General features: G+C 72.9%; 17 protein-coding genes and 1 riboswitch. Of the genes, 9 read left to right on the forward strand and 8 right to left on the reverse strand.

The features are described 5' to 3' along the window. Positions 1–31 precede the first annotated feature (31 nt). Positions 32–1513, forward strand: a complete 1482-nt coding sequence (locus tag ACIF8T_RS18000; protein WP_400036074.1) for a M23 family metallopeptidase — start codon at positions 32–34, stop codon at positions 1511–1513. A 225-nt stretch (positions 1514–1738) separates the two neighbouring features. On the opposite strand, the gene pcrA is transcribed toward ACIF8T_RS18000, so the two are convergent. Next, positions 1739–4243 carry a DNA helicase PcrA gene (gene pcrA / locus ACIF8T_RS18005; protein ID WP_400036076.1) on the reverse strand — a complete coding sequence of 835 codons (2505 nt, stop codon included), beginning with the start codon at positions 4241–4243 and terminating at the stop codon, positions 1739–1741. A gap of 270 nt (positions 4244–4513) precedes the next feature. Further along, positions 4514–4685, forward strand: a riboswitch (cyclic di-AMP (ydaO/yuaA leader). 59 nt (positions 4686–4744) lie between these two features. Between pcrA and ACIF8T_RS18010 the strand changes: the two genes are divergently transcribed. Beyond that, the gene (locus tag ACIF8T_RS18010) at positions 4745–5884 is read left to right on the forward strand and encodes an NlpC/P60 family protein (protein WP_400036420.1); all 1140 of its coding nucleotides are present in this window, start codon (positions 4745–4747) and stop codon (positions 5882–5884) included. Positions 5885–6103: 219 nt separating this feature from the next. Here ACIF8T_RS18010 and ACIF8T_RS18015 read toward each other — a convergent pair whose 3' ends face one another. The 3 genes from ACIF8T_RS18015 to ACIF8T_RS18025 form a co-directional block, all read right to left on the reverse strand. Next, positions 6104–6457, reverse strand: a complete 354-nt coding sequence (locus tag ACIF8T_RS18015; protein WP_400036078.1) for a hypothetical protein — start codon at positions 6455–6457, stop codon at positions 6104–6106. 73 nt (positions 6458–6530) lie between these two features. Continuing rightward, entirely contained in the window at positions 6531–7262 is a 732-nt protein-coding gene (locus tag ACIF8T_RS18020) for a LuxR C-terminal-related transcriptional regulator (RefSeq protein WP_400036080.1), read from the reverse strand. Further along, positions 7259–8551 carry a PspC domain-containing protein gene (locus tag ACIF8T_RS18025; protein WP_400036082.1) on the reverse strand — a complete coding sequence of 431 codons (1293 nt, stop codon included), beginning with the start codon at positions 8549–8551 and terminating at the stop codon, positions 7259–7261. Before ACIF8T_RS18025 ends, ACIF8T_RS18020 begins: the two co-directional genes overlap by 4 nt. A 180-nt stretch (positions 8552–8731) precedes the next feature. Here ACIF8T_RS18025 and ACIF8T_RS18030 point away from each other — a divergent pair, with 180 nt between their 5' ends. Then, on the forward strand, positions 8732–10174 hold the full coding sequence (locus ACIF8T_RS18030; RefSeq protein ID WP_400036084.1) for a PspC domain-containing protein: 1443 nt from the start codon (positions 8732–8734) through the stop codon (positions 10172–10174). After that, the gene (locus ACIF8T_RS18035) at positions 10161–10403 is read left to right on the forward strand and encodes a hypothetical protein (protein WP_400036086.1); all 243 of its coding nucleotides are present in this window, start codon (positions 10161–10163) and stop codon (positions 10401–10403) included. The genes ACIF8T_RS18030 and ACIF8T_RS18035 overlap by 14 nt, the downstream gene beginning before the upstream one ends. Positions 10404–10595: 192 nt before the next feature. Here the strand turns inward: ACIF8T_RS18035 and ACIF8T_RS18040 are convergent, their stop codons facing one another. From ACIF8T_RS18040 to ACIF8T_RS18050, 3 genes are all read right to left on the reverse strand, one after another. Further along, positions 10596–11126, reverse strand: coding sequence for a DoxX family membrane protein (locus tag ACIF8T_RS18040; protein WP_400036088.1), 531 nt, complete (start codon positions 11124–11126; stop codon positions 10596–10598). Between the two features lie 218 nt (positions 11127–11344). Next, positions 11345–12727 (reverse strand): hypothetical protein, encoded by a 1383-nt coding sequence (locus ACIF8T_RS18045; protein ID WP_400036090.1) that lies wholly within the window; start codon positions 12725–12727, stop codon positions 11345–11347. 273 nt (positions 12728–13000) lie between these two features. Further along, complete coding sequence (locus tag ACIF8T_RS18050; protein ID WP_400036092.1) at positions 13001–13795, reverse strand: class II aldolase/adducin family protein; 795 nt, start codon at positions 13793–13795, stop codon at positions 13001–13003. Between the two features lie 260 nt (positions 13796–14055). On the opposite strand from ACIF8T_RS18050, the gene ACIF8T_RS18055 reads away from it, so the two are divergent. After that, complete coding sequence (locus ACIF8T_RS18055) at positions 14056–14529, forward strand: pyridoxamine 5'-phosphate oxidase family protein (protein WP_400036094.1); 474 nt, start codon at positions 14056–14058, stop codon at positions 14527–14529. A gap of 9 nt (positions 14530–14538) precedes the next feature. Here the strand turns inward: ACIF8T_RS18055 and guaA are convergent, their stop codons facing one another. Continuing rightward, a complete protein-coding gene (guaA, locus tag ACIF8T_RS18060) occupies positions 14539–16119 on the reverse strand; it encodes a glutamine-hydrolyzing GMP synthase (protein WP_400036096.1) in 1581 nt (526 codons plus the stop codon). 225 nt (positions 16120–16344) lie between these two features. On the opposite strand from guaA, the gene ACIF8T_RS18065 reads away from it, so the two are divergent. The 4 genes from ACIF8T_RS18065 (at position 16345) to ACIF8T_RS18080 (ending at position 20354) form a co-directional block, all read left to right on the forward strand. Then, positions 16345–16755 (forward strand): chorismate mutase, encoded by a 411-nt coding sequence (locus ACIF8T_RS18065; RefSeq protein WP_400036098.1) that lies wholly within the window; start codon positions 16345–16347, stop codon positions 16753–16755. Positions 16756–17473: 718 nt separating this feature from the next. Next, positions 17474–18091 (forward strand): hypothetical protein, encoded by a 618-nt coding sequence (locus ACIF8T_RS18070; protein ID WP_400036100.1) that lies wholly within the window; start codon positions 17474–17476, stop codon positions 18089–18091. Between the two features lie 21 nt (positions 18092–18112). Beyond that, positions 18113–19162, forward strand: a complete 1050-nt coding sequence (locus tag ACIF8T_RS18075) for a hypothetical protein (RefSeq protein WP_400036102.1) — start codon at positions 18113–18115, stop codon at positions 19160–19162. Positions 19163–19322: 160 nt separating this feature from the next. Further along, a complete protein-coding gene (locus ACIF8T_RS18080) occupies positions 19323–20354 on the forward strand; it encodes a hypothetical protein (protein ID WP_400036104.1) in 1032 nt (343 codons plus the stop codon). The last annotated feature ends 9 nt before the right edge of the window (positions 20355–20363 follow it).

Consider the following 20363-nt stretch of genomic DNA (forward strand, 5'->3'; position numbering starts at 1 on the left):
AGCCCCTGTTGTCGAGGCGAAAGAGAAGTTGGTGAACGACCGTCACCCGTCGGGGACCATGACCACCCCGGCTCCGGCTTCCGACGCCGACCCGGCGCACTACGCGTCGTACGGCACGCAGGAAGCCCAGTACGGCGACTTCACCCCGCACGGCGACTACGGCGCCGCAGGTTTCGACGCCGGCGCCCACGCCACGACGACCTTCGCCGCGGACCCCCTCTTCGGGAGCATGCCGGGCGACGGCACCGGCGCGTACGACACCACCCAGTGGTCCACCGGTACCCACCACATCGCGCACCACACCACGTACGCGGCGCAGCAGCACGCCTCCTACGACACCGGTGCCTACGACGCGACGGCCTGGACGGGCCACGAGCAGGGGGCGGCCGTCCCGGCGCAGGCCCCGCCCGCCGACGGCACCGGGCAGTGGGACACGGGGGCCTGGCACCAGCCCGACCAGTCCGGCGGCCCGGCCGACCGGACCCAGCAGTGGGAATGGGGCACGCAGGCCTTCGACACCGGCGCCTACGACGCCACCCGGTGGAACTCCGACGGCGCCGCCGACGGCGCCGCACCGGCCGACGACCCGTACGAGCCGCACGCCGTCCCCTTCGACCAGCAGCCGACCGCGACCTTCGAGCAGGTCTCGCACGAGGAACCCGACCAGGACGACGACGAGGCCGGCGCCACCGGCGAGCTGCCCGTGGTCGCTCCGCTCCTCGACGGCCAGGAAGAGGCCACTCCGGCCCCGTCCCGCTCCGGTTCCCGCAGCGCGAACCGTTCCCGCCGCCGTACGCCCCCCAAGCGCTCGGCGCTGCTGACCGTGGCGGTGCCGTCGGCGTGCGTGATGGGCGTGGCCGGGATCGCCGCCGCCTCGGTGGGCACGCTGACCGGCGAGGACAAGGAGGCGTCGGCCGCCGCGGCCGACGTGCAGCCGGTGAAACCGTCCGTCGCCAACAACAAGCTGGACACCCAGCTGCAGAGCCTCGCCGCCGGGGCCGACGACTTCGGCGACCGGGTCAGCCGCACGCAGGAGCGCATCGACCTCAAGGCCCAGCAGGAGGCCGAGAAGAAGCGGGCGGCGGAGGAGGCGGCCCGCAAGGAGCGGCTGCGCCCGAAGTTCGCGCTTCCGGTGGCGCAGCACGGGCTGAGCGCCTACTACGGCCAGGCCGGCATCAACTGGATGTCCGCCCACACCGGCATCGACTTCCCCGTCTCCTACGGCGCGACCGTGATGGCCGCGACCGACGGCGTCGTGCGCACGCAGTACAACACCGCGTACGGCAACATGATGATCGTGACCGCCAAGGACGGCACGGAGACGTGGTACTGCCACCTCTCCACGTACATCGTCGCCTCCGGCACGACCGTGAAGGCCGGCCAGCCGATCGCCAACTCCGGCAACTCCGGCAACTCGACCGGCCCCCACCTGCACTTCGAGGTGCGCCCGGCCGGCGGCGCGGCGATCGACCCGCTCGCCTGGCTGCGCAGCCACGGCCTGGACCCGGCGTGACGTCCCGGCGGGCGTGACGCCCCGGCGGGCGTGACGTCGCGGTGGACGTGACGTCGCGATCGCGGTGGGCCGCCGTCTTCGCGCGCGTACCCGGCGCAGGACTCCCGACCGAGCGGACGGCCCCGGCGCGTCGCGCTGCCCGGGCGTTCCCGGCCGGCCCCCGTCCCGCTCCCCCGGCCGCTCCCGGCGGGCCCCGCCGCTCGGCAGGGCCCGCACCGCGCACCGCTACAGCTTGTCCACCGGCGCGTAGCGCAGCAGCAGCCGCTTCGGTTTGCCGTCGCCGAAGTCGATGGTCGCCTCGGCGTTCGCGCCCGTGCCCTTGACCGCGACGACGGTGCCGAGCCCGAACTGGTCGTGCGTCACCCGGTCCCCGACCGCCAGCGCCACCCCCGGCTTCTCCGAGGCGCGGCGCGTGGCGAAGCCGGACGCGCCCGACGCCGACGACCGCGACCGGGACGACGACAGCGAGGCCGCCACCCCGGAGACCGGCCCGGCGGGCGGGGACGCGCTCGCCCCCGTCCGCTTCCACGTCAGGTGGGCGGCCGGGATCTCCTCCAGGAAGCGGGAGGGCGGGTTGTACGAGGGCTGTCCCCAGGCGCTGCGCAGGGTGGAGCGCGTCAGGTAGAGCCGCTCCCGCGCGCGCGTGATGCCGACGTACGCCAGGCGCCGCTCCTCCTCCAGCTCCTTGGTCTGGCCGAGGGCGCGCATGTGCGGGAAGACGCCGTCCTCCATGCCGGTCAGGAACACGACCGGGAACTCCAGGCCCTTGGCGGTGTGCAGCGTCATCAGCGTGATGACACCGTCGCCGTCCTCCTCGTCGGGGATCTGGTCGGAGTCGGCGACCAGGGCGACCTGCTCCAGGAAGTCGGCGAGCGTCCCGCCCGGGGCGGCGCCCCCCGGCGCCGCGGCGGCCTCGCCGCGCTCCTGCTCGAACTCCAGGGCCACGGCGGCGAGTTCCTGGAGGTTCTCGATCCGGGTCTCGTCCTGCGGGTCGGTGGAGGCCTGCAACTCCGCGAGGTAGCCGGTGCGTTCCAGCACCGCCTCCAGCACGGTCGCCGGTCCGGCGCCGGACTCGACGATCGTCCGGAGGTCCTCCATCAGCGTGTTGAAGCGCTTGACGGCGTTCGTGGAGCGCGCGGCCATGCCGTACGCCTCGTCGACGCGCTTGAGCGCCTGCGGGAAGCTGATCTTCTCGCGCTGGGCGAGGGCGTCGATCATGGCCTCCGCGCGGTCGCCGATGCCCCGCTTGGGGACGTTGAGGATGCGGCGCAGCGGCACCGAGTCCTCCGGGTTGGCGAGCACCCGCAGGTAGGCCAGGACGTCCCGGACCTCCTTGCGCTCGTAGAAGCGGACGCCGCCGACGACCTTGTAGGGCAGGCCGACGCGGATGAAGACCTCTTCGAAGACACGGGACTGGGCGTTGGTGCGGTAGAAGACGGCGACGTCCCCGGCCTTCGCCTCCCCCGCGTCGACCAGGCGGTCTATCTCGTCGGCGACGAACTGCGCCTCGTCGTGCTCGGTGTCGGCGACGTACCCGGTGATCCGGGAGCCCGCGCCCGCGTTGGTCCACAGGTTCTTGGGCCGGCGGGACTCGTTGCGCTCGATGACCGCGTTGGCCGCGGAGAGGATCGTCTGGGTGGAGCGGTAGTTCTGCTCCAGCAGGATCGTGGTCGCGTCCGGGTAGTCCTCCTCGAACTGGAGGATGTTGCGGATGGTCGCGCCGCGGAAGGCGTAGATCGACTGGTCGGCGTCACCGACCACGCACAGCTCGGCGGGCGGCAGGGCGGCCTCGCCCGGCGGGACGCCCTCGCCGTGCGCGCCGGTGCCGACGAGCTCGCGGACGAGGGCGTACTGGGCGTGGTTGGTGTCCTGGTACTCGTCGACCAGGACGTGGCGGAAGCGGCGGCGGTAGTGCTCGGCGACGTCCGGGAAGGCGCGCAGCAGGTTGACCGTCGTCATGATCAGGTCGTCGAAGTCGAGGGCGTTCGCCTCGCGCAGCCGCGACTGGTACAGGGCGTAGGCCTGGGCGAGGGTCTTCTCGAAGCCGTCGGCGGCCCGGGCGGCGAAGTCCTCCTCGTCGATCAGCTCGTTCTTCAGGTTGCTGATCTTGGCGCTGAAGGACTTCGGCGGGAACCGCTTGGGGTCGAGGTCCAGGTCGCGGCAGACCAGGGCCATCAGGCGCTTGGAGTCGGCGGCGTCGTAGATCGAGAAGGACGACGTGAAGCCGAGCTTCTTGGACTCGCGGCGCAGGATGCGCACGCACGCGCTGTGGAAGGTCATGACCCACATGGCGTTGGCGCGCGGGCCGACGAGCTGCTCGACGCGCTCCTTCATCTCGCCGGCGGCCTTGTTGGTGAAGGTGATCGCGAGGATCTGGCCCGGGTGGACGCCCCGCTCCGCCAGCAGGTGGGCGATGCGGTGGGTGAGCACCCGGGTCTTGCCGGAGCCGGCACCGGCGACGATGAGCAGCGGGGTGCCGGAGTGCACGACGGCGGCGCGCTGGTTGTCGTTCAGCCCCTCCAGGAGGGCGGCGGCGTCCACCACGGGGCGCGGGGCGCCGTCCCGGTAGTACGCGTCCCGGTCCGGCGGCACGTCGAACTTCCCGCCGAACAGATCGTCCGGGAGCGGCTCCGGTACGTGATCGTCCTCGGGCGGCGGCGGGGGCTCGTCCACGGGGCCCTGCTGGGCCTGGAGGTCCGCCAGGAAGCTGTCGTCAAAGAGGCTGCTCATCGCTCTCCGAGTCTAGGGTGCCCCACCGACAACCCGCCGCCGTCCCGGGAACATCCCCGGCGGGAAGGGGCCCGTGGGCGTCCACGGGCCCCTCCGTCCGGCACCCGGCGTCCTCCTACCCTCCGGCGTCGCGGCGTCACGCGCAGCGACCCGCGCGCGAGGTCACGAAAATGTATCGGGCATATCACCCATCAACCTTCACAGGGGCCACACGAGTTGGCTACCGTGCGGACGGGCCGTACGACCCCCACCGGCGAACCCCGCCGGGCCGCGCGGCCTCCGCCGAGTCCTGCGTGCCGCCACGGCAGCCGGAGCCGGGGACCCAACCGAGACCTTGGGGTGAATCGGCCCACAGCCCTCCGGGGCGCGGCCGTAGGGCAACCCTTCCGAACCGTCCGCCCGAACCCGACAGCTAACCCGGTAGGCGGAACATGGAAGGAGTCGCCTCCCTTGGCGTCGCAGCACCGCAAGCCGCGCCCGGCGGGTACGCGCGTAGCAGGCATGCGCACCCCCGCCCTCGCCACCGCCGCCCTCACCTCGGTGGCCCTGCTCTCCCAGACGGCCAACGCCGCCCCCTCCCCCGACGACAGGCCGAGCCTGGAGGAGGTCGAGAAGAAGGTCGACGACCTGTACCGCCAGGCCGAGTCGGCGACCGAGAAGTACAACGCGGCCAAGGAGAAGACCACCAAGCAGCGCAAGCGCGTCGACACCCTCCTCGACGACGTGGCGGAGCGCACCCAGCGGCTCAACGAGGCGCGCGAGGAGCTCGGCTCCTTCGCCGCCGCCCAGTACCGGACCGGCGCGGCCGCCCCCTCCACCGCGACGCTGCTGCTCGCGGACTCGCCGCAGGACTACTTCGACCAGACCCAGCTGATGAGCCGGCTCACCGGCCGCCAGAAGGAAGCGGTCGACGACTACGTCGCCCAGCAGTCCGAGACGATGGAGAGGCGCCAGGAGGCCACCGAGGGCCTCCGGACGCTCACCGAGACGCAGAGCGACCTGAAGACGGCCAAGGCCACCGTCCAGAAGAAGCTCGCCGACGCGCGCGACCTGCTGTCACGGCTGACCGCCGAGGAGAAGGCGCGGCTCGCGGCGATCGAGAAGCGCCGGCAGGAGGAGGCCGCCCGCGAGGCCGCCGAACTCGCCCGGCAGCAGGCGGAGCAGCAGGCGCAGGAGGCCGCCCGGCAGCAGGAGGCCGCCCAGCAGGAGAGCTCCGGCCCGGCCGCCTCCGAGTCGCCGTCGGACTCCCCGTCGGCCACCGCGCCGGCCGACTCCTCGTACGCCACCAAGGCCGAGAAGGCCCTCGCCTTCGCCCGCGCCCAGATCGGCAAGCCGTACGTGTGGGGCGCCACCGGCCCCGGCTCCTACGACTGCTCCGGCCTGACCCAGGCCGCCTGGAAGGCCGCGGGCGTCGACCTCCCGCGCACCACCTACGACCAGGTCAATGCCGGCACGACGGTCCCGGTGTCCCAGGCCCGACCCGGTGACCTGGTCTTCTTCTACGACGACGTCACCCACGTCGGCCTGTACATCGGCAACGGCATGATGATCCACGCCCCCAAGCCCGGTACGTACGTCCGCGAGGAGTCGATCTTCTACGACGGCGAGTCGTCGATCCACAGCGTGGTGCGGCCGGCGTGAGCCTCACAGCACCAGCGGGTCGAGCCCTCGCACGCCTTCGCGGAAGCGCGTCACCGTGGACCGGGCCGCTCCGGGTTCGGTGGCCGGCCCGGCGCGTGCGGGGGCCGGGCCGGCCGATCCGCTCGGGAGCGGTTTCCCGCGGGTGGGTGAGGGTGGTCCCGACGGCGGGCCCGGCGAAGGTGCGCAGCAGGGCCGCCCGTCCGCACGGGCCGGAGCCGTTCAGGTCCACAGCACGGCGATGAAGACGTTCGCCGTGGTCAGCAGACCGACCAGGCCGAACAGGCCCTTGTCCACCTTCTCGTCGTCCCGCTTCACGTAGACGAGCCCGAGGATCACGATCAGCAGGGCCAGCTTCACGCCGATCTTGACGTTGTCGACGGGCTGGTCGTCGGCCTGGTTGAGGCCGACCAGGACGGCCCCGGTGACCAGCATCGTCAGCGCGCCGTGCAGCATCGCGGGGCCGAACCGGGCGGTGCCCTCCCCCATCGCCTTCATCTGGGTGAGGAAGCCGCCGAGGAGCGCGGCGATGCCGACGATGTGCAGACCGACGAAGAGGTGGATGAGTACGTCCATGGGGCCGGAGCCTAGTGAGGGCCCCGGGCACGCCGGACACCGGCCCGGCGTGCCCGGCCGCGGCCCCGCGCGGTCACACCAGGCGCCGGGCCGTCGCCCACCGCGTCAGCTCGTGCCGGTTGGACAGCTGGAGCTTGCGGAGCACCGCCGAGACGTGCGACTCGACCGTCTTCACGGAGATGAACAGCTGCTTGGCGATCTCCTTGTAGGCGTACCCGCGGGCGATCAGCCGCAGCACCTCGCGCTCCCGCTGGGTGAGGCGGTCGAGGTCCTCGTCGACCGGAGGGGCGTCCGTCGACGCGAAGGCGTCCAGGACGAACCCGGCCAGGCGCGGGGAGAACACCGCGTCGCCCTCCTGGACCCGGAAGACCGAGTCGATCAGGTCCGTACCGGTGATCGTCTTGGTGACGTACCCGCGCGCGCCGCCCCGGATCACGCCGATGACGTCCTCCGCGGCGTCCGAGACGGACAGGGCCAGGAAGCGGACGGGCCGCTCGGCGTCGGCCATCAACGGGGCGCAGCGGCGCAGCACTTCGACACCGCCGCCGCCCGGGAGGTGCACGTCGAGGAGGACGACCTCGGGCCGGGTCGCGGTGATGACCGTGACCGCCTGGTCGACGTCCGCGGCCTCCCCGACGACCTCGACGCCGGTCTGCTCGGTCCGGCCGATCTCGGCCTGGACGCCCGTGCGGAACATGCGGTGGTCGTCGACGAGGACCACGCGCACGTGCCGCCCGCCCGGCTCCGCGGACCGGTCCGCCTCCGCCGGTCCTGCCGTGCCGTCCGTCTCGGTCGGGTCGCTCATGACGTCTTCTCCGCCCTCTCCATCTCCAGCTCGACCTCCGTGCCGCCGTCCGGCACCGCGCGCAGCCGCGCCGTACCGCCGTTGCGCTCCATGCGGCCGATGATCGATTCTCTGACACCCATGCGGTCGGCGGGTATCGCATCGAGGTCGAAGCCGGGGCCGCGGTCCCGGACGGACACGAACACCGTCCTGCCCTCGACTTCGGCGAAGACCTGGACGGCGCCGCCTTCGCCACCGTACTTGGCCGCGTTCACCATGGCCTCGCGCGCGGCCTGCATCTGCGCCCCGGTCCGCTCGTCGAGCGGGCAGTCGCCCACGACGACGACCTCGATGGGGACGCCGTGCTTGTCCTCGACCTCGGCGGCGTTGCGCCGCACGGCCTCGGCGAGGGTGGTGGGCTCCTCGGCCTCGTCCTTGCCGTTGCCCTCGGGGTTGTACAGCCAGGTGCGCAGGTCGCGTTCCTGGGCCCGGGCCAGGCGGCGCACCTCCCCGGCGTTCTCCGCGTTGCGCTGGATCAGGGTCAGGGTGTGCAGCACCGAGTCGTGGACGTGCGCGGCGACCTCCGCGCGTTCCTGGGCGCGGATGCGCATCAGGCGCTCCTCGGAGAGGTCCTGGGTCATGCGCACCAGGTAGGGGCCGGCCAGGAGCGTGATGCCGACGAGGACCGCGAGGGCCGCCTGCAGGACGGAGCCGAGGTGGGTGGCGGAGCCCTGCAGGACGACGGCGCCGGAGACACCGGCCGCCACCAGCAGGACGCCCGCCACGGAGCGCAGCAGCGTGACCGTGCGCCGGCGGCGGCCGACCTCCATCCAGCGGGCCCGGCGGGCGTTGTCCGCCTGGCGCCACACCAGGGCGACACCGGCGCCGACCAGGACGAGGGGCCACAGGTAGGCGCGGGCTCCGCTGCTGAGGTCCACGCTGCCCACGAACACCATGGCCACGACGACCATGAGGAGCAGGGCGACGATCTGGCCCTTGTCCGGTTTGCGGGCGATGAGCCGGCGGCGGCCGTCCGACGCGGTCTCCGTGGTGATCGGCGAGGGCGGCCGCTGCGCGTCGACGCCGCCGACGCCGAGCGGGACGAAGAACCAGAACGCGGCGTACAGCAGCGCGCCGAGGCCGTCGGCCATGAACAGCCCGACGAACACGAGCCGGACCCAGACGACGGGCAGCCCGAGGTGCCCGGCGAGCCCCCGTGCCACCCCGCCGAGCCAGCGTCCGTCGCTGCTGCGGTAGAGCTTGCGCGGCGGCCGCGGTTCGGCGAGGGGCGCTGCTGCGGCTTCCGACATGCCACCGATGGTCACACGGCGGCGCGGCACGGAGCATCAGGGTCGGTCCCGGAGACGCCCCTGATCTTCGCGCGGCGTGCCGGCCGGACGCTCCCCCGCCGCCGTCTCGGGGCCGATATCAGGGTTTGGCCAGGGTCGTACCGGCTGCCGCCGCGGCGTCCCGCCCGTCACCATGGACCCATGACAGATCACGAGCGCGCCGCGACGGGTCCGGGACCCGGCCCCGGCCCGGCCCCGGGCGGCGGGCCCGCGGGCGCGCGGGCGCGGGAGGGAGCGCGGCCCACGGACGCGGGAGCACGGGCCGCGCGGGCGCCGGCGGCGGACGGCCCCGCCGACGGGCCCGGCGCCGCGGAGCCTCCCCCGAGGTTCCGGCGGGACCGGCGGTACAAGATGCTGGCCGGGGTGTGCGCCGGGCTCGGGCGGCAGTGCGACATGGACCCGGTGATCTTCCGCATCACCCTCGCCGTGCTCTCCGCGACCGGCGGCATCGGCCTGATCTTCTACGGCTTCGCCTGGCTCCTCGTCCCCTACGAGGACGAGGACGAGAACGAGGTCCGCAAGCTGCTGACCGGCCGGGTCGACGGCCAGGCGCTCACGGCCGTGCTGTTCGCGCTGGTCGGCTGCGGGGTGTTCCTGACGCTGCTGAAGAACGGCGGGGTCCTGACGTTCGCCGTCGTCCTCTCCCTCCTGCTGGCCGGCGCGGGGTACTGGTCGCGGCAGCGCGGCGCCCCCGGCCCCGACCCCCTGACCGCGCAGACCGTGGCCGACGCCCCGCCGGAGGCGCAGGCGCCGCCCGTCCCCGCCGCCTTCCCCTCCTGGTGGCGCGACCCCATCGTCAAGGACGGCACCCACATCGGCGGCACCGGCTACCTGTGGGGCCCGCAGGACTCCCGTGACCGGGACGTCGCCGCGGCCGTCGCCCTCGGTCTCGGCGTCCCGGGCGGCCCCGAGGACCCGCGCGTCGGGCGCGCCCGGCCCCCGAAGCCGCGCGGACCCCGCTGGATCGGCGGCTGGGTCTTCCTGCTCGCCCTGCTCGCGGGCGGCCTCGGCACCGGCCTGACCTGGGAGGGCCACGCCCTGGGCACCAGCCTGCAGTCCGGCCTGGCCTGCGCGCTCGCCGTCTTCGGCCTCGGCATCGCGCTCAGCGCGTTCCTCGGGCGGACGGGGGCCGGCTCGGTCCTCCTCGCGGTCGTGACGGCGGGCCTGCTCGCCGGCTCGGCGGCCCTGCCCGAGGACGTCGGCACGGAGTGGGTGCGCACGACCTGGCGCCCCGCCACGGCGGCGCAGGTGCGGCAGCAGTACGACATCGGCACGGGCGTCGGCACGCTCGACCTGTCCCGGATCGACGTGGCCGAGAGGCGGACCGTCACGACCCGGGCCGACGCGGGCGTCGGGGGGATACGCGTGATCGTGCCCGAGGACGTGACCGTGCGGCTGACCGTGGAGGTGGGGGTGGGTGACATCCGGTTGCCGGGGGACGACCGCAAGGACGTGGACGTGGCACCGGGCAGGCACCGGGAGGTGACCCTGCGGCCGGCCCCGGACGCCGGGCGGGCCGGGACGCTCGTCCTGGACCTCCACGTGGGCGTGGGGCAGGCGGAGGTGAGCCGTGCTGCGTCATGAGTTCCAGCCCGGGAAGCTGGTCGCCGGCCTCGTCCTCACCGCCGCGGGCGTCGTCTACGCCGGTGACGCGGGCGGTCTCTGGGACACGCCGTGGTTCGCGGTGATCCCCCTCGTGGTGGGCGGGCTCTGCCTGGCGGGCGCGGCGGGGTTCCTGGCCGGACGCGTGCGCCGGCGCCGCGGCGCGGGCCGCCCGGGCACCGGCGGGGCCGGGGCGCGACCGGCGCGCTGACGGCGCGCCCGGCCGGTGCTGGGGCTGTCCGACCATTCCCGTCGTCGCCCGGAGGGCAGTCCCGCGGCGTCAGGTGCGTGCTCTCGGCGTGCCGGGCACAGAGCCTCGTACGGGACGTACTCGGTTCTGCGCCCGGCGCGGCGAGAGTGCGTGCACGGCATCGCGAGACCGGCGGGAATGGTCGGACGGACCCTAGCGGTGGTCCCGCGCCCGCTGCCGTCGCCGCGCGCGCAGGGCGGCGTCCGCGGAGGGCGCGGGCGCGCCGGCGAGGACGAGGGGGATCCAGGCCATGAGATAGACGAGGTCGTTGCCGTAGTAGTAGGGGTCGGAGGCCCAGCTCACGGTGAGCCAGAGGCTCAGCGAGATCAGCGCGCCGCCCAGCGCGGCCGCCCGGGCGAACAGGCCGAGCAGGGTGCCGACGCCGACGGCGACCTCCCCGGCGGCGAGGGCGGACCCGAAGCCGACGGGGTTCTCCAGGGCGAGGTTGACGAGGGCCGGGACGGCCGAGGAGTCCCGGACGGCCCGCATGGTGTCGCCGATCGACCCGGGCCCGGTCTCCTGGAGGAAGGCGCTGTCGGTGAGTTTGTCCAGGCCGGCGTAGACGAAGGTGACGCCCAGGAAGATGCGCAGGGGGAGGAGGGCGTGGCGGGCGGCGGTGCCGCGCCGGTCACGGCCGCCGTCCGGCGGGGGTGGGTGCGGGTCCGTCCGCGTGCTGTGCATCATCGCTGCTGGCCGCCTCCCGCCCGCCGGTGCCGAGACCTCTCGACAGACCATACGTACGGCGAGCAGGCCCGGCTCAACCCCCCGCCGGCAGGTTTTCCGCCTCCCGTCCGGAAGAGCCCCGGCCGTCCCGGAAGGGCCCCGGCGACCTCGGAAGGGCCCCGGCGACCTCGGAAGGGCCCCGGCCGCCCCGGAGGGACCCCGCCCTCCGGAGGGGTCCCTCAGTCCGTCACGTCGATCACGTACCGGTTGGTCTCCGCTCCCGCCGCCGTCACCACCTGCACCTCCACCCGTCCCGGCTCCACGTCCGCCGGCACCGGCACCGTGAGCAGCGTGTCCGTCGGGTTGCTGAAGCCGCCGGTCACCGGGACCAGGGGGACGTGGGTGTGGACGGCGCCGATGCGGACGACCGTCCGGGACAGCCGGTCGGGTCCCTGCGCGCCCGGCGGGACGAAGCCGGCGCCCCGGATCTCGATGTCGTCGCCGGTGCGGATCGGCGCGTCCAGGTCACCGGCCTCCCGGACCCGTACGACGGAGAGGATCACCGGCCGGCCGCCCTCCGCGTACTTGCCGGCAAGGTAGGTCGCCGCCGAGACCAGCACCACCACCGCCAGCCCCCACGGCAGGTCCGGCAGCTGGTCCGGCCGCCGGGCCAGCCGCACACCGGCGAAGAGCAGCGCGACCGCGCCGATCACCGCGTACTGGAGGTCGGCGAAGGACCCCCGGCCCGCGTCGTCGGTCAGCAGGTCCGCCGCCCTCGGCCGGTCCGCCCGGACCTTCTGCAGCCGCTGCGCGAGCACCCGCAGCCCGACGACCCGCCGCACGAGGACGGCGATCCCGCACACCACCGCGAGCACGGTCACCACGCCCGCGCCCCGGGCGAGCTCCAGGCCCGCGATCAGCGCGTCCCGTTCGCCGGGCCGGGACGCCACCGCCAGCCGCACCACGAGCACCAGCACCGCGTACGCCAGGAACAGCACCCACGCCGCCGCGACGGCCCGGGACGTGGACAGGCGGTTGTCCTCGCCGATGACCGGCGCGAGCACCCCGCCGCGCGCCCGGTGGAACCAGGACGCGGCCGTGAGCGCGAGGGCGGCCAGCAGTGCCGCGACCAGACCGGCGGTGCGGGCCGCCGTCCAGCCCGCCCCGATCGCGGTGAGCGCCTGCACCAGCAGCAGGAGCACGACCAGCGCCCACACCGTGACGGCCGTGCGGCGCCACAGCCCGGCCAGCCAGGCCTCGCCCTCGGCCCGTCCGCGTTCGGCGACGAGCGCGGCGGACTGCGTCAGCTCCTCGGAGACGTACTGGCGGGAGGCCGGGGCGGAGTGGGCGACCGCGGCCGGCAGCCCCTGCCCGGCCGCGAACGTCTCGCGCAGGTGCAGGAACGCGGCGACGGCCTGCCGGTGCCCCTCGCGCGCGCCGTGCGGGCAGCCCCCGCAGGTGCAGCCGCCCCGGTGCCCGCCGCCGTACGCGGGTCCGCCGCCGCGCGCGGCCCGGTACGGGCTCCCCTGCGCGCCGCCGTGGGAACCCGCCGGTGCGCTCCCGCGCCCGGCACCGTGCCCGCCCGCGTCCGCCCCGCCCTGCCCGGCCTCCTGCACCGCCACGTCCGACGCCCGCCTTCCCCGCGAACCGAACCACCGGCAGCCCTCGGGCCGACCGGGGCCGCCACCCACCGACACCTACGACAACACCCCTGTGACGACAGCGAATTGTGCCCTACATCACCCGGTGCGCGTCCGCCGGGCGGCCGGTGCGGGTGAAGTTCGGCCCGGCGTGTTGACCCGGCGGCGAGCGTTCCCCTATGGCCCGGATCATCCGGCGTGACGGGACCGGGGTCCTCGACGGCGGCGCGCTCCGGACCGCGCCGGGCCGCTCCCTCAGTCGAGCAGGTCCGGCTCGCTGCGGCTGACGTCCCGCCACATCGGCTGGTAGTTGATCCACGCCATCAGGTCCCCGCCCAGCTGCTCCCGCGTGGCCACCGCCGGCCGGTGGTCGATCAGGACCGGCCGCCCCGCCGCCTTCGCCGTCAGCTGCACCTGGCAGGACCGCTCCATCGACACGAACCACCAGGCCGCCGCGTCCACCGAGTCGCCGACCGTCAGCAGCCCGTGGTTGCGCAGCACCAGCGCCTTGCGGGAGCCGAGCGCGGCCGCGACGCGCCGCCCCTCCTCGGCGTCGACGGCGACGCCGGTGTAGGAGTCGTACAGCGTGTGGTCCTCGTAGAAGGCGCAGCTCTCCTGGGTGATCGGGTCGAGCAGCTCGCCGAGCGCGGACAGGGCGCGCCCGTGCACCGAGTGGCAGTGGGCGACGGCGACGACGTCCGGGCGGGCGGCGTGCACCTGGGAGTGGACGGTGAAGGCGGCCTGGTTCACGTGGTAGCGGCCGTCGACCACCTGCCCGTCGGCGTTGGCCAGCACCAGGTCGCTCACGGTGACGTGCCGGAACGGGATGCCGAACGGGTTGACCCAGAAGCAGTCGGTGTACTCGGGGTCGCGCGCGGTGATGTGCCCGGAGACCCCGTCCTCGAAGCCGAGCCGTCCGAAGATGCGCAGCGCGCCCGCGAGCCGCTCCTTGCGGTGCCGGCGCTCGTCCTCGACCGACTCGTGCATCGGCGGCATCGCGAACTGCAGCCGGTCGGTGGGCAGCGGCGAGGGCGGGGTGGGCCCGTGCATAGGTCCTCCAGCGCTGGGTGCGGTACGGGGCGGAAGTTACCGCCGGTCCGCCGTGGAGGACAGATCTGTTCGGTAAAGACGGGGCGCGAGGGGCGGCCCGCTCACGGCGCTCGTCCGGTACGACACCCCGACCGCGGCGGGCCGCACGCCGGTGCGGGGCGAGCGGGCGCGGGAGCGACACGCCCGGCCGGGGCCGAACGGAGGGTGACCCACCCGAATAGCCGACATCAGATGTCGGGTATCGCCGCCAGACTCTCGGCATGACAGTGAACTGGGCGGCTTTCACGACCGCCGAACCAGATCTGGCGAAGACCGTCGAGGAGCGCTTCGGCGCGTTCACCCACCACGTCCTCGCCACCCTGCGCAGGGACGGCTCCCCCCGCACCACCGGCCTGGAGGTCCGCTTCGTGGACGGGGAGCTGTGGCTCGGCATGATGCCGGACTCGCTCAAGGCCCTCGACCTGCGCCGCGACCCCCGTTTCGCGCTCCAGGCGAACCCCGGCGAGGGCACCGGCATGGGCGGCGGCGACGTACGGATCAGCGGCCGGGCGATCGAGGTGGAGGACACGGCGGCGAAGGCCGCGTACGTGAAAGAGGTGGAACCGCCGGAGCCGTTCCACCTCTTCCGCACCGAACTGACGGAGGTCGTGCGGACCTCGGTCGAGGACGACACCTATCTCGTCGTCCAGGTCTGGAAGCCCGGAGCGCCGGTGCGCACGCTCAGACGGACCTGACCGGGGGGACTACTCCCACTCGATGGTGCCCGGCGGCTTGGACGTCACGTCCAGCACGACCCGGTTGACGTCCTTGACCTCGTTGGTGATCCGGGTGGAGATCCGGGCGAGGACGTCGTACGGCAGGCGCGACCAGTCGGCCGTCATGGCGTCCTCGGACGAGACCGGGCGCAGGACGATCGGGTGGCCGTAGGTGCGGCCGTCGCCCTGGACGCCGACGCTGCGGACGTCCGCGAGCAGGACCACCGGGCACTGCCAGATGTCCTGGTCGAGGCCGGCCGCCGTCAGCTCCTCGCGGGCGATGGCGTCGGCCTCGCGCAGCAGGTCCAGGCGCTCCTTGGTGACCTCGCCGACGATCCGGATGCCGAGGCCCGGGCCGGGGAACGGCTGGCGCTGGACGATCTCCTGCGGCAGGCCGAGCTCCTGGCCGACCATCCGGACCTCGTCCTTGAACAGCTTGCGCAGCGGCTCGATCAGCTTGAACTCGAGGTCCTCGGGCAGGCCGCCCACGTTGTGGTGGGACTTGATGTTGGCGGTGCCGGTGCCGCCGCCGGACTCGACCACGTCCGGGTAGAGCGTGCCCTGGACGAGGAACTCCACCGCCGGGCCCTCGTCCGCGACGATCTCGGCCTGGGCCTGCTCGAAGACCCGGATGAACTCGCGGCCGATGATCTTCCGCTTCTCCTCGGGGTCGGTGACCCCGGCGAGCGCCTTGAGGAACCGCTCCTCGGCGTCGACGACCTTCAGCTTGACGCCGGTCGACGCCACGAAGTCCTTCTCGACCTGCTCGCTCTCGCCCTTGCGCATGAGGCCGTGGTCGACGTAGACGCAGGTCAGCTGGTCGCCGATGGCCTTGGCCACGAGCGCGGCGGCGACCGCGGAGTCCACGCCGCCGGACAGGCCGCAGATGGCGCGCTTGTCGCCGACCTGCTCGCGGATCGCGGCGACCTGCTCCTCGATCACGTTCCCGGTGGTCCAGGAGGGGGACAGGCCCGCACCCCGGTACAGGAAGTGCTCCAGCACCTGCTGCCCGTAGGTGGAGTGCATCACCTCGGGGTGGTACTGGACGCCGTACAGCTTCTTGGTGTCGTTCTCGAACGCGGCGACCGGGACGACGTCCGTGGAGGCCGTGACGGCGAAGCCGTCGGGGGCGGCGGAGCAGGCGTCGCCGTGCGACATCCACACGGCCTGCTCGGCCGGGGTGCCCTCGAAGAGGGTGGAGGACACCTTGGAGACGTGCAGGTCCGTGCGGCCGTACTCGCGGGCTCCGGTGTTGTCCACCGTGCCGCCCAGGCTCTGGGCCATGAGCTGGAAGCCGTAGCACATGCCGAAGACGGGGACGCCGGCCTCGAACAGGGCGCGGTCGACGGTGGGGGCGCCCTCCTCGTACACCGAGGAGGGGCCACCGGAGAGGATGATCGCCGCGGGGTTCTTGGCGAGCATCTCCTCGACCGGCGTGGTGCTCGGCACGATCTCGCTGTAGACCCGCGCCTCGCGGACGCGACGGGCGATGAGCTGGGCGTACTGCGCGCCGAAGTCGACGACCAGGACGGTGTCGGGGGCGGCGGCAGCGGGAGTCGCTGATGACACGGGGTGCCTTCCGGCGGTGGGGCGGGGGTCCTTGTGCCCACCGATTCTACCGAGGTGGGCACCGGTGGCGTCGCGCCGCCGGTGCCGGGGCCGCCAAAGCGGCCCCCGCGGGTGCGTCTCACCATGCGAACCGCTTTGGACGGCACCGGACGGCGCGGCATACTGGCCGCATGCTCACGCACCAGACCTCCGTCTTTACCTATGGCACCCGGCCCGCCGGCTGCCATGGTCGTGCTGCTTGAGCAACTGACAAGCGACTTCCCAGGCGCCCCGGGCCGACAAGGCCCGGGGCGCCTGCCGTTTCCGGGTCCTGTCGCCCCGGGGCACCGTCCACCGAGGAGACCCGACATGACCGCCACCGCAGCGGAGAAGACCGGCGCGCGCACCCCGCAGGCCGCCGACGTGATCGCCGGCGCCCGGGAGCGCATCGACGCGCTCGACGACCGGATCATCGGCCTGATCCAGGAGCGCGCGGCCGTCTCCGCCGTCATCCAGGAGGCCCGGATCTCGTCCGGCGGCCGCCGCGTGAACCTCTCCCGCGAGATGGAGGTCCTGGCCCACTACCGGGAGGCCCTGGGCAGGCCGGGCACGACCCTCGCCATGACCCTGCTGGAGCTGTGCCGCGGCAAGATCTGAGCCGCCGCCCCCCGCACAGACGTACGCCTTCTTCTCACCCGTACGGCGCGTGACCGCGTCCGGCGGCGCCTCGTTGGTCCCGGTGTCCGTGCCAGCCAGGGGCGGGCCCGAAGGAACCACGCGTGGCTCGCTGGAGCGATGAGGCGTACGGATCGTGCCGTGCGTCGTGGGACCTCGCTCCAGGGAAGTGACCGGGCGGCAGGGGACAGCAGCCCGGTCACCCCAGAGAACGGCCGGCTCCGGGGACGCCCGGGGCCGGCCGGCGGAACCGCCGAAGCGCACAGGACCGGATCGCACGGCCGCCGGCGCCGTGACCACCCGGCACCCCGCGCGGCGGCTCCCCGTCCCCCGTGCCCATCCGTACGACCCGGCCGTCCGAGGCCGGGACCGGCGGCGCGACCTCCCGGCGCCGCCGGCGGGCACCGACGCCGTCCCGACGTCGGTGCCGACGAACGAAGGGCCCCGCGGCCTCCGCCCCGCGGGGCCCTTCGCGCGCCCGCGCGTTGAGGCCCAATACACCAAAGACCTCGAGGAAGACACTGATTTATCAGCGCCTTCACAAGGCGTCCACATCTAGCCTCTTCTTGATCACTTCTGGCCAAATCGCCGCCAGCCCCCTCCTGATCTTCGGTTCAACGACTTAGATCGTCACATCCGCCCCAAGTTCATCGGAAGCCCCGACGAATTCCACAGGGGTGGACAGAGGGGGTAATTGCGAGTGGCGATCAAACGGAGGACTGCTTTCGTCGTAGGCGTCGCGGGGACCGCATTGGTTGCGGGCACCGCCGTCGTGCAGGCGGCGTACACCGACAACATGTACCCGACCAACAATTACAGCCCGACCTGCCGGGACGGCGGTCAGGGCGACACCTTCTGCCAGACGGACAACAAGACCCTGACGGTCTACCGGGAAGGCAGCCTGACCTCGGCCGAGAAGAGTGCCATCTCCCGAGCGGTCAAGGACTACTACGGTCCGACCGACCTCGCCGTGAAGATCGAGTCCCGGGGTGTGTACGCGGGCGGTTCCGAGACGGACATCATTTACAAAGCGAAGACCCTGGCGAGGGGCAAGATAGGAATCGCCTGGTGTGACGACGCCGTTTCCTCACGGAAGTGCGACCAGCACCACATCGCCTTCAACAAGAACAACGACGGTATCGGCCCCATCAACAAGTCAGACGCTTGTCACGAAACCGGGCATGCGGTCGGACTGACCCACGGCCCTGAAGCCAGCCCCGCCAAAGGCCTCTACGACGACCGCCTCGGCTGCATGTCCTACAACGACGTCTACGGCCTCGGCGCGAACAACAAAGAGAACATCAACGCGACTTACTGAGGCCTGATCAGGGGGAATTTCGTGGCACTGACCACAAGAACGAAAATTGCGGGTGCCGTCCTGGGTGCCGCTCTGGCGGCCGCAGCCGCGCTCGTCCCGCTCTCCGACACCACACAGGACAACCGGGCGGGCCAGCGCACGGACGTCATCCTCGCCGACTCGAAGGACGCCATACCCTCCATAACCGCGACCGACTGGGTGTCGTACGGCGATCAGGTCGCCGTCGTTCACGTGGCGGCCGAGAACGAGATCGCCGCGGACAGTGAGGAGCTCGCGGCCGGCGAGGGTTACCTCTCGCGGACGGTCACACTCCAGGTCAAGGATCGCGTGTGGTCGCGGGCCGGCACGCCGGCCCTGCCGGACAACCTGTCCGTCATCGCGGACGGCTGGTCGTTCAAGGGGGACACCAAGACCCGCGTAGGGTCGCACGAGGCTCCGCGGCTGGAGGTCGGGCACGACTACGTCGTCGCGCTCGCCCACTTCTCCGACGGCGAGTGGTCGCCGTTGGGGACCAGCGGCATCCTTCCGTACGACGACAGCCAGGTCGGACAGGGCGAGTTCCAGGGCACGACGGTCACCGCCACGGCCTACCGCTCGGCAATGCAGGCTCGACTGATCTCCGGCGACGAGGAGCCCCTCGCCTACCGGGCCGCAGGCAAGGACGCGGCCGGCGTCCGGACCATATTGGCAGGCGCGACCCCCGACGCCACCGCGGCGCAGAACTTCCACCTCAACGCGGTCGCCCGGGCCCGCATCGTGGCCAAGTCCGCGGCGGCGGCCGCAGCGGCCGCCGACACCTTCTGCCGGGTGGCGGCACCGCTCGCGACCACGGCGGGCAGCACGTACACACCGGACGAGCTCGGCGACATCCTCACGGACCTCGCCGGCATGACGGACGAGGCCGGTCTGGGCACCATGCTGCGCGCCTACGCGGCCGAGCTCCGCTCGGGCGGGGACACCAGCGCCTGGACCAGCCTCGCGGTCCGCAGGAGCACGGCGACCCGGGTCGAGCGCGCGTGCAACATTGACGTGGGAGACCTGCTGCCCAACGACACGGGCGACACGGAGTAATACGACACCCGGCCCGGGCCTGCCCGGGATGCTGCGAGCCGTGGCACGAAACTTCGTGCCACGGCTCAGGCGTCCCATGAACGTTCCGGTTCCCTGCCACGTCACAGTGACGCGAGATCGACCGAAGCACCAGGTGCTGTACCGAAACAGGGGGTGTCTCATGGCCTTGACCACGCGCATGAAAATCATCGGTGCCGTGGTGGGCACGGCAGTGGCCGGCTCCATCGCACTCGTCCCCGTGCTCGCGGAAGAGGACCGACGCAGCGACGCCCGCCGCCAGGACGCCGTGGTCTCCGATGAGAAAGAAGCACTGCCCTCCTTCACGGCAACCGACTGGGTGTCCTACGGCGATCACGTCGCCGTCGTCCGGGTGGCGGCCGAGCGCGAGGAGTCCGGCGTCAGCGAGGAGGAGGCCGAAGCGGGCGAGGGATATCTGTCGCGAGCAGTCGACCTGCGCGTCAAGGAGCGCGTGTGGACCCGGTCCGGCGCGCCGACTCTGCCCGACGCCGTCTCGATCACGGCCGACGGCTGGGAGGCCAAGCAGGACACGCGGCTTCCCGTGGTGCCTCGGACTGCCCCGCGGCTCGAAGTGGGCCACGACTACGTGATCACGTTCGCTCGCTACCCCGACTCCGTCTGGGCGCCGCTCGGATCAGGGGGCATCCTGCCCTACGACCAGGGCCGGATCGGTCAAGGAGAGTTCGAGGGGAAGACCGTCACCGTCGACGCCTACCGCTCGGCACTGGAGCGGCGGCTGGTCCCAGGAGTCGAGGAACCACTGGCCTTCCGGACTGCCGGAAAAACGGCCGTCGACCTCAGGAGCCTCCTGCAGAGCACTCCTCCCGAGGCCAAGGCGGCACAGCACTTCGACCTCGACGCGATCGCGCGGTACGAGAAAGTGACGGGCGCCGACGAGCCGCCTGCGGACACGTTTTGTTCTGTCGCGTCGCCGCTCGCGGTGCCCGAAGCGAGTCGGTACACCCCGGACGAGCTCGCCGACGTGCTGACGGACCTGGCAGGAATGACGGACGAGGGCGCGCCGTCCCTACGGGCCTACGCGGCTTCACTGCGGGCGGATGACGGCACCGCGGCCGATGACACCGCTCGCAAGGCGTCGATCACCAAGATCGAGCAAGCGTGCGGAATCGAAGTGGGAGAGCTGCTTCCGAACGACGCGGACCCTGAGAAGTGACCGGCGGCG

Source organism: Streptomyces sp. NPDC085946 (assembly GCF_044540485.1).
Classification (GTDB): Bacteria; Actinomycetota; Actinomycetes; order Streptomycetales; family Streptomycetaceae; genus Streptomyces.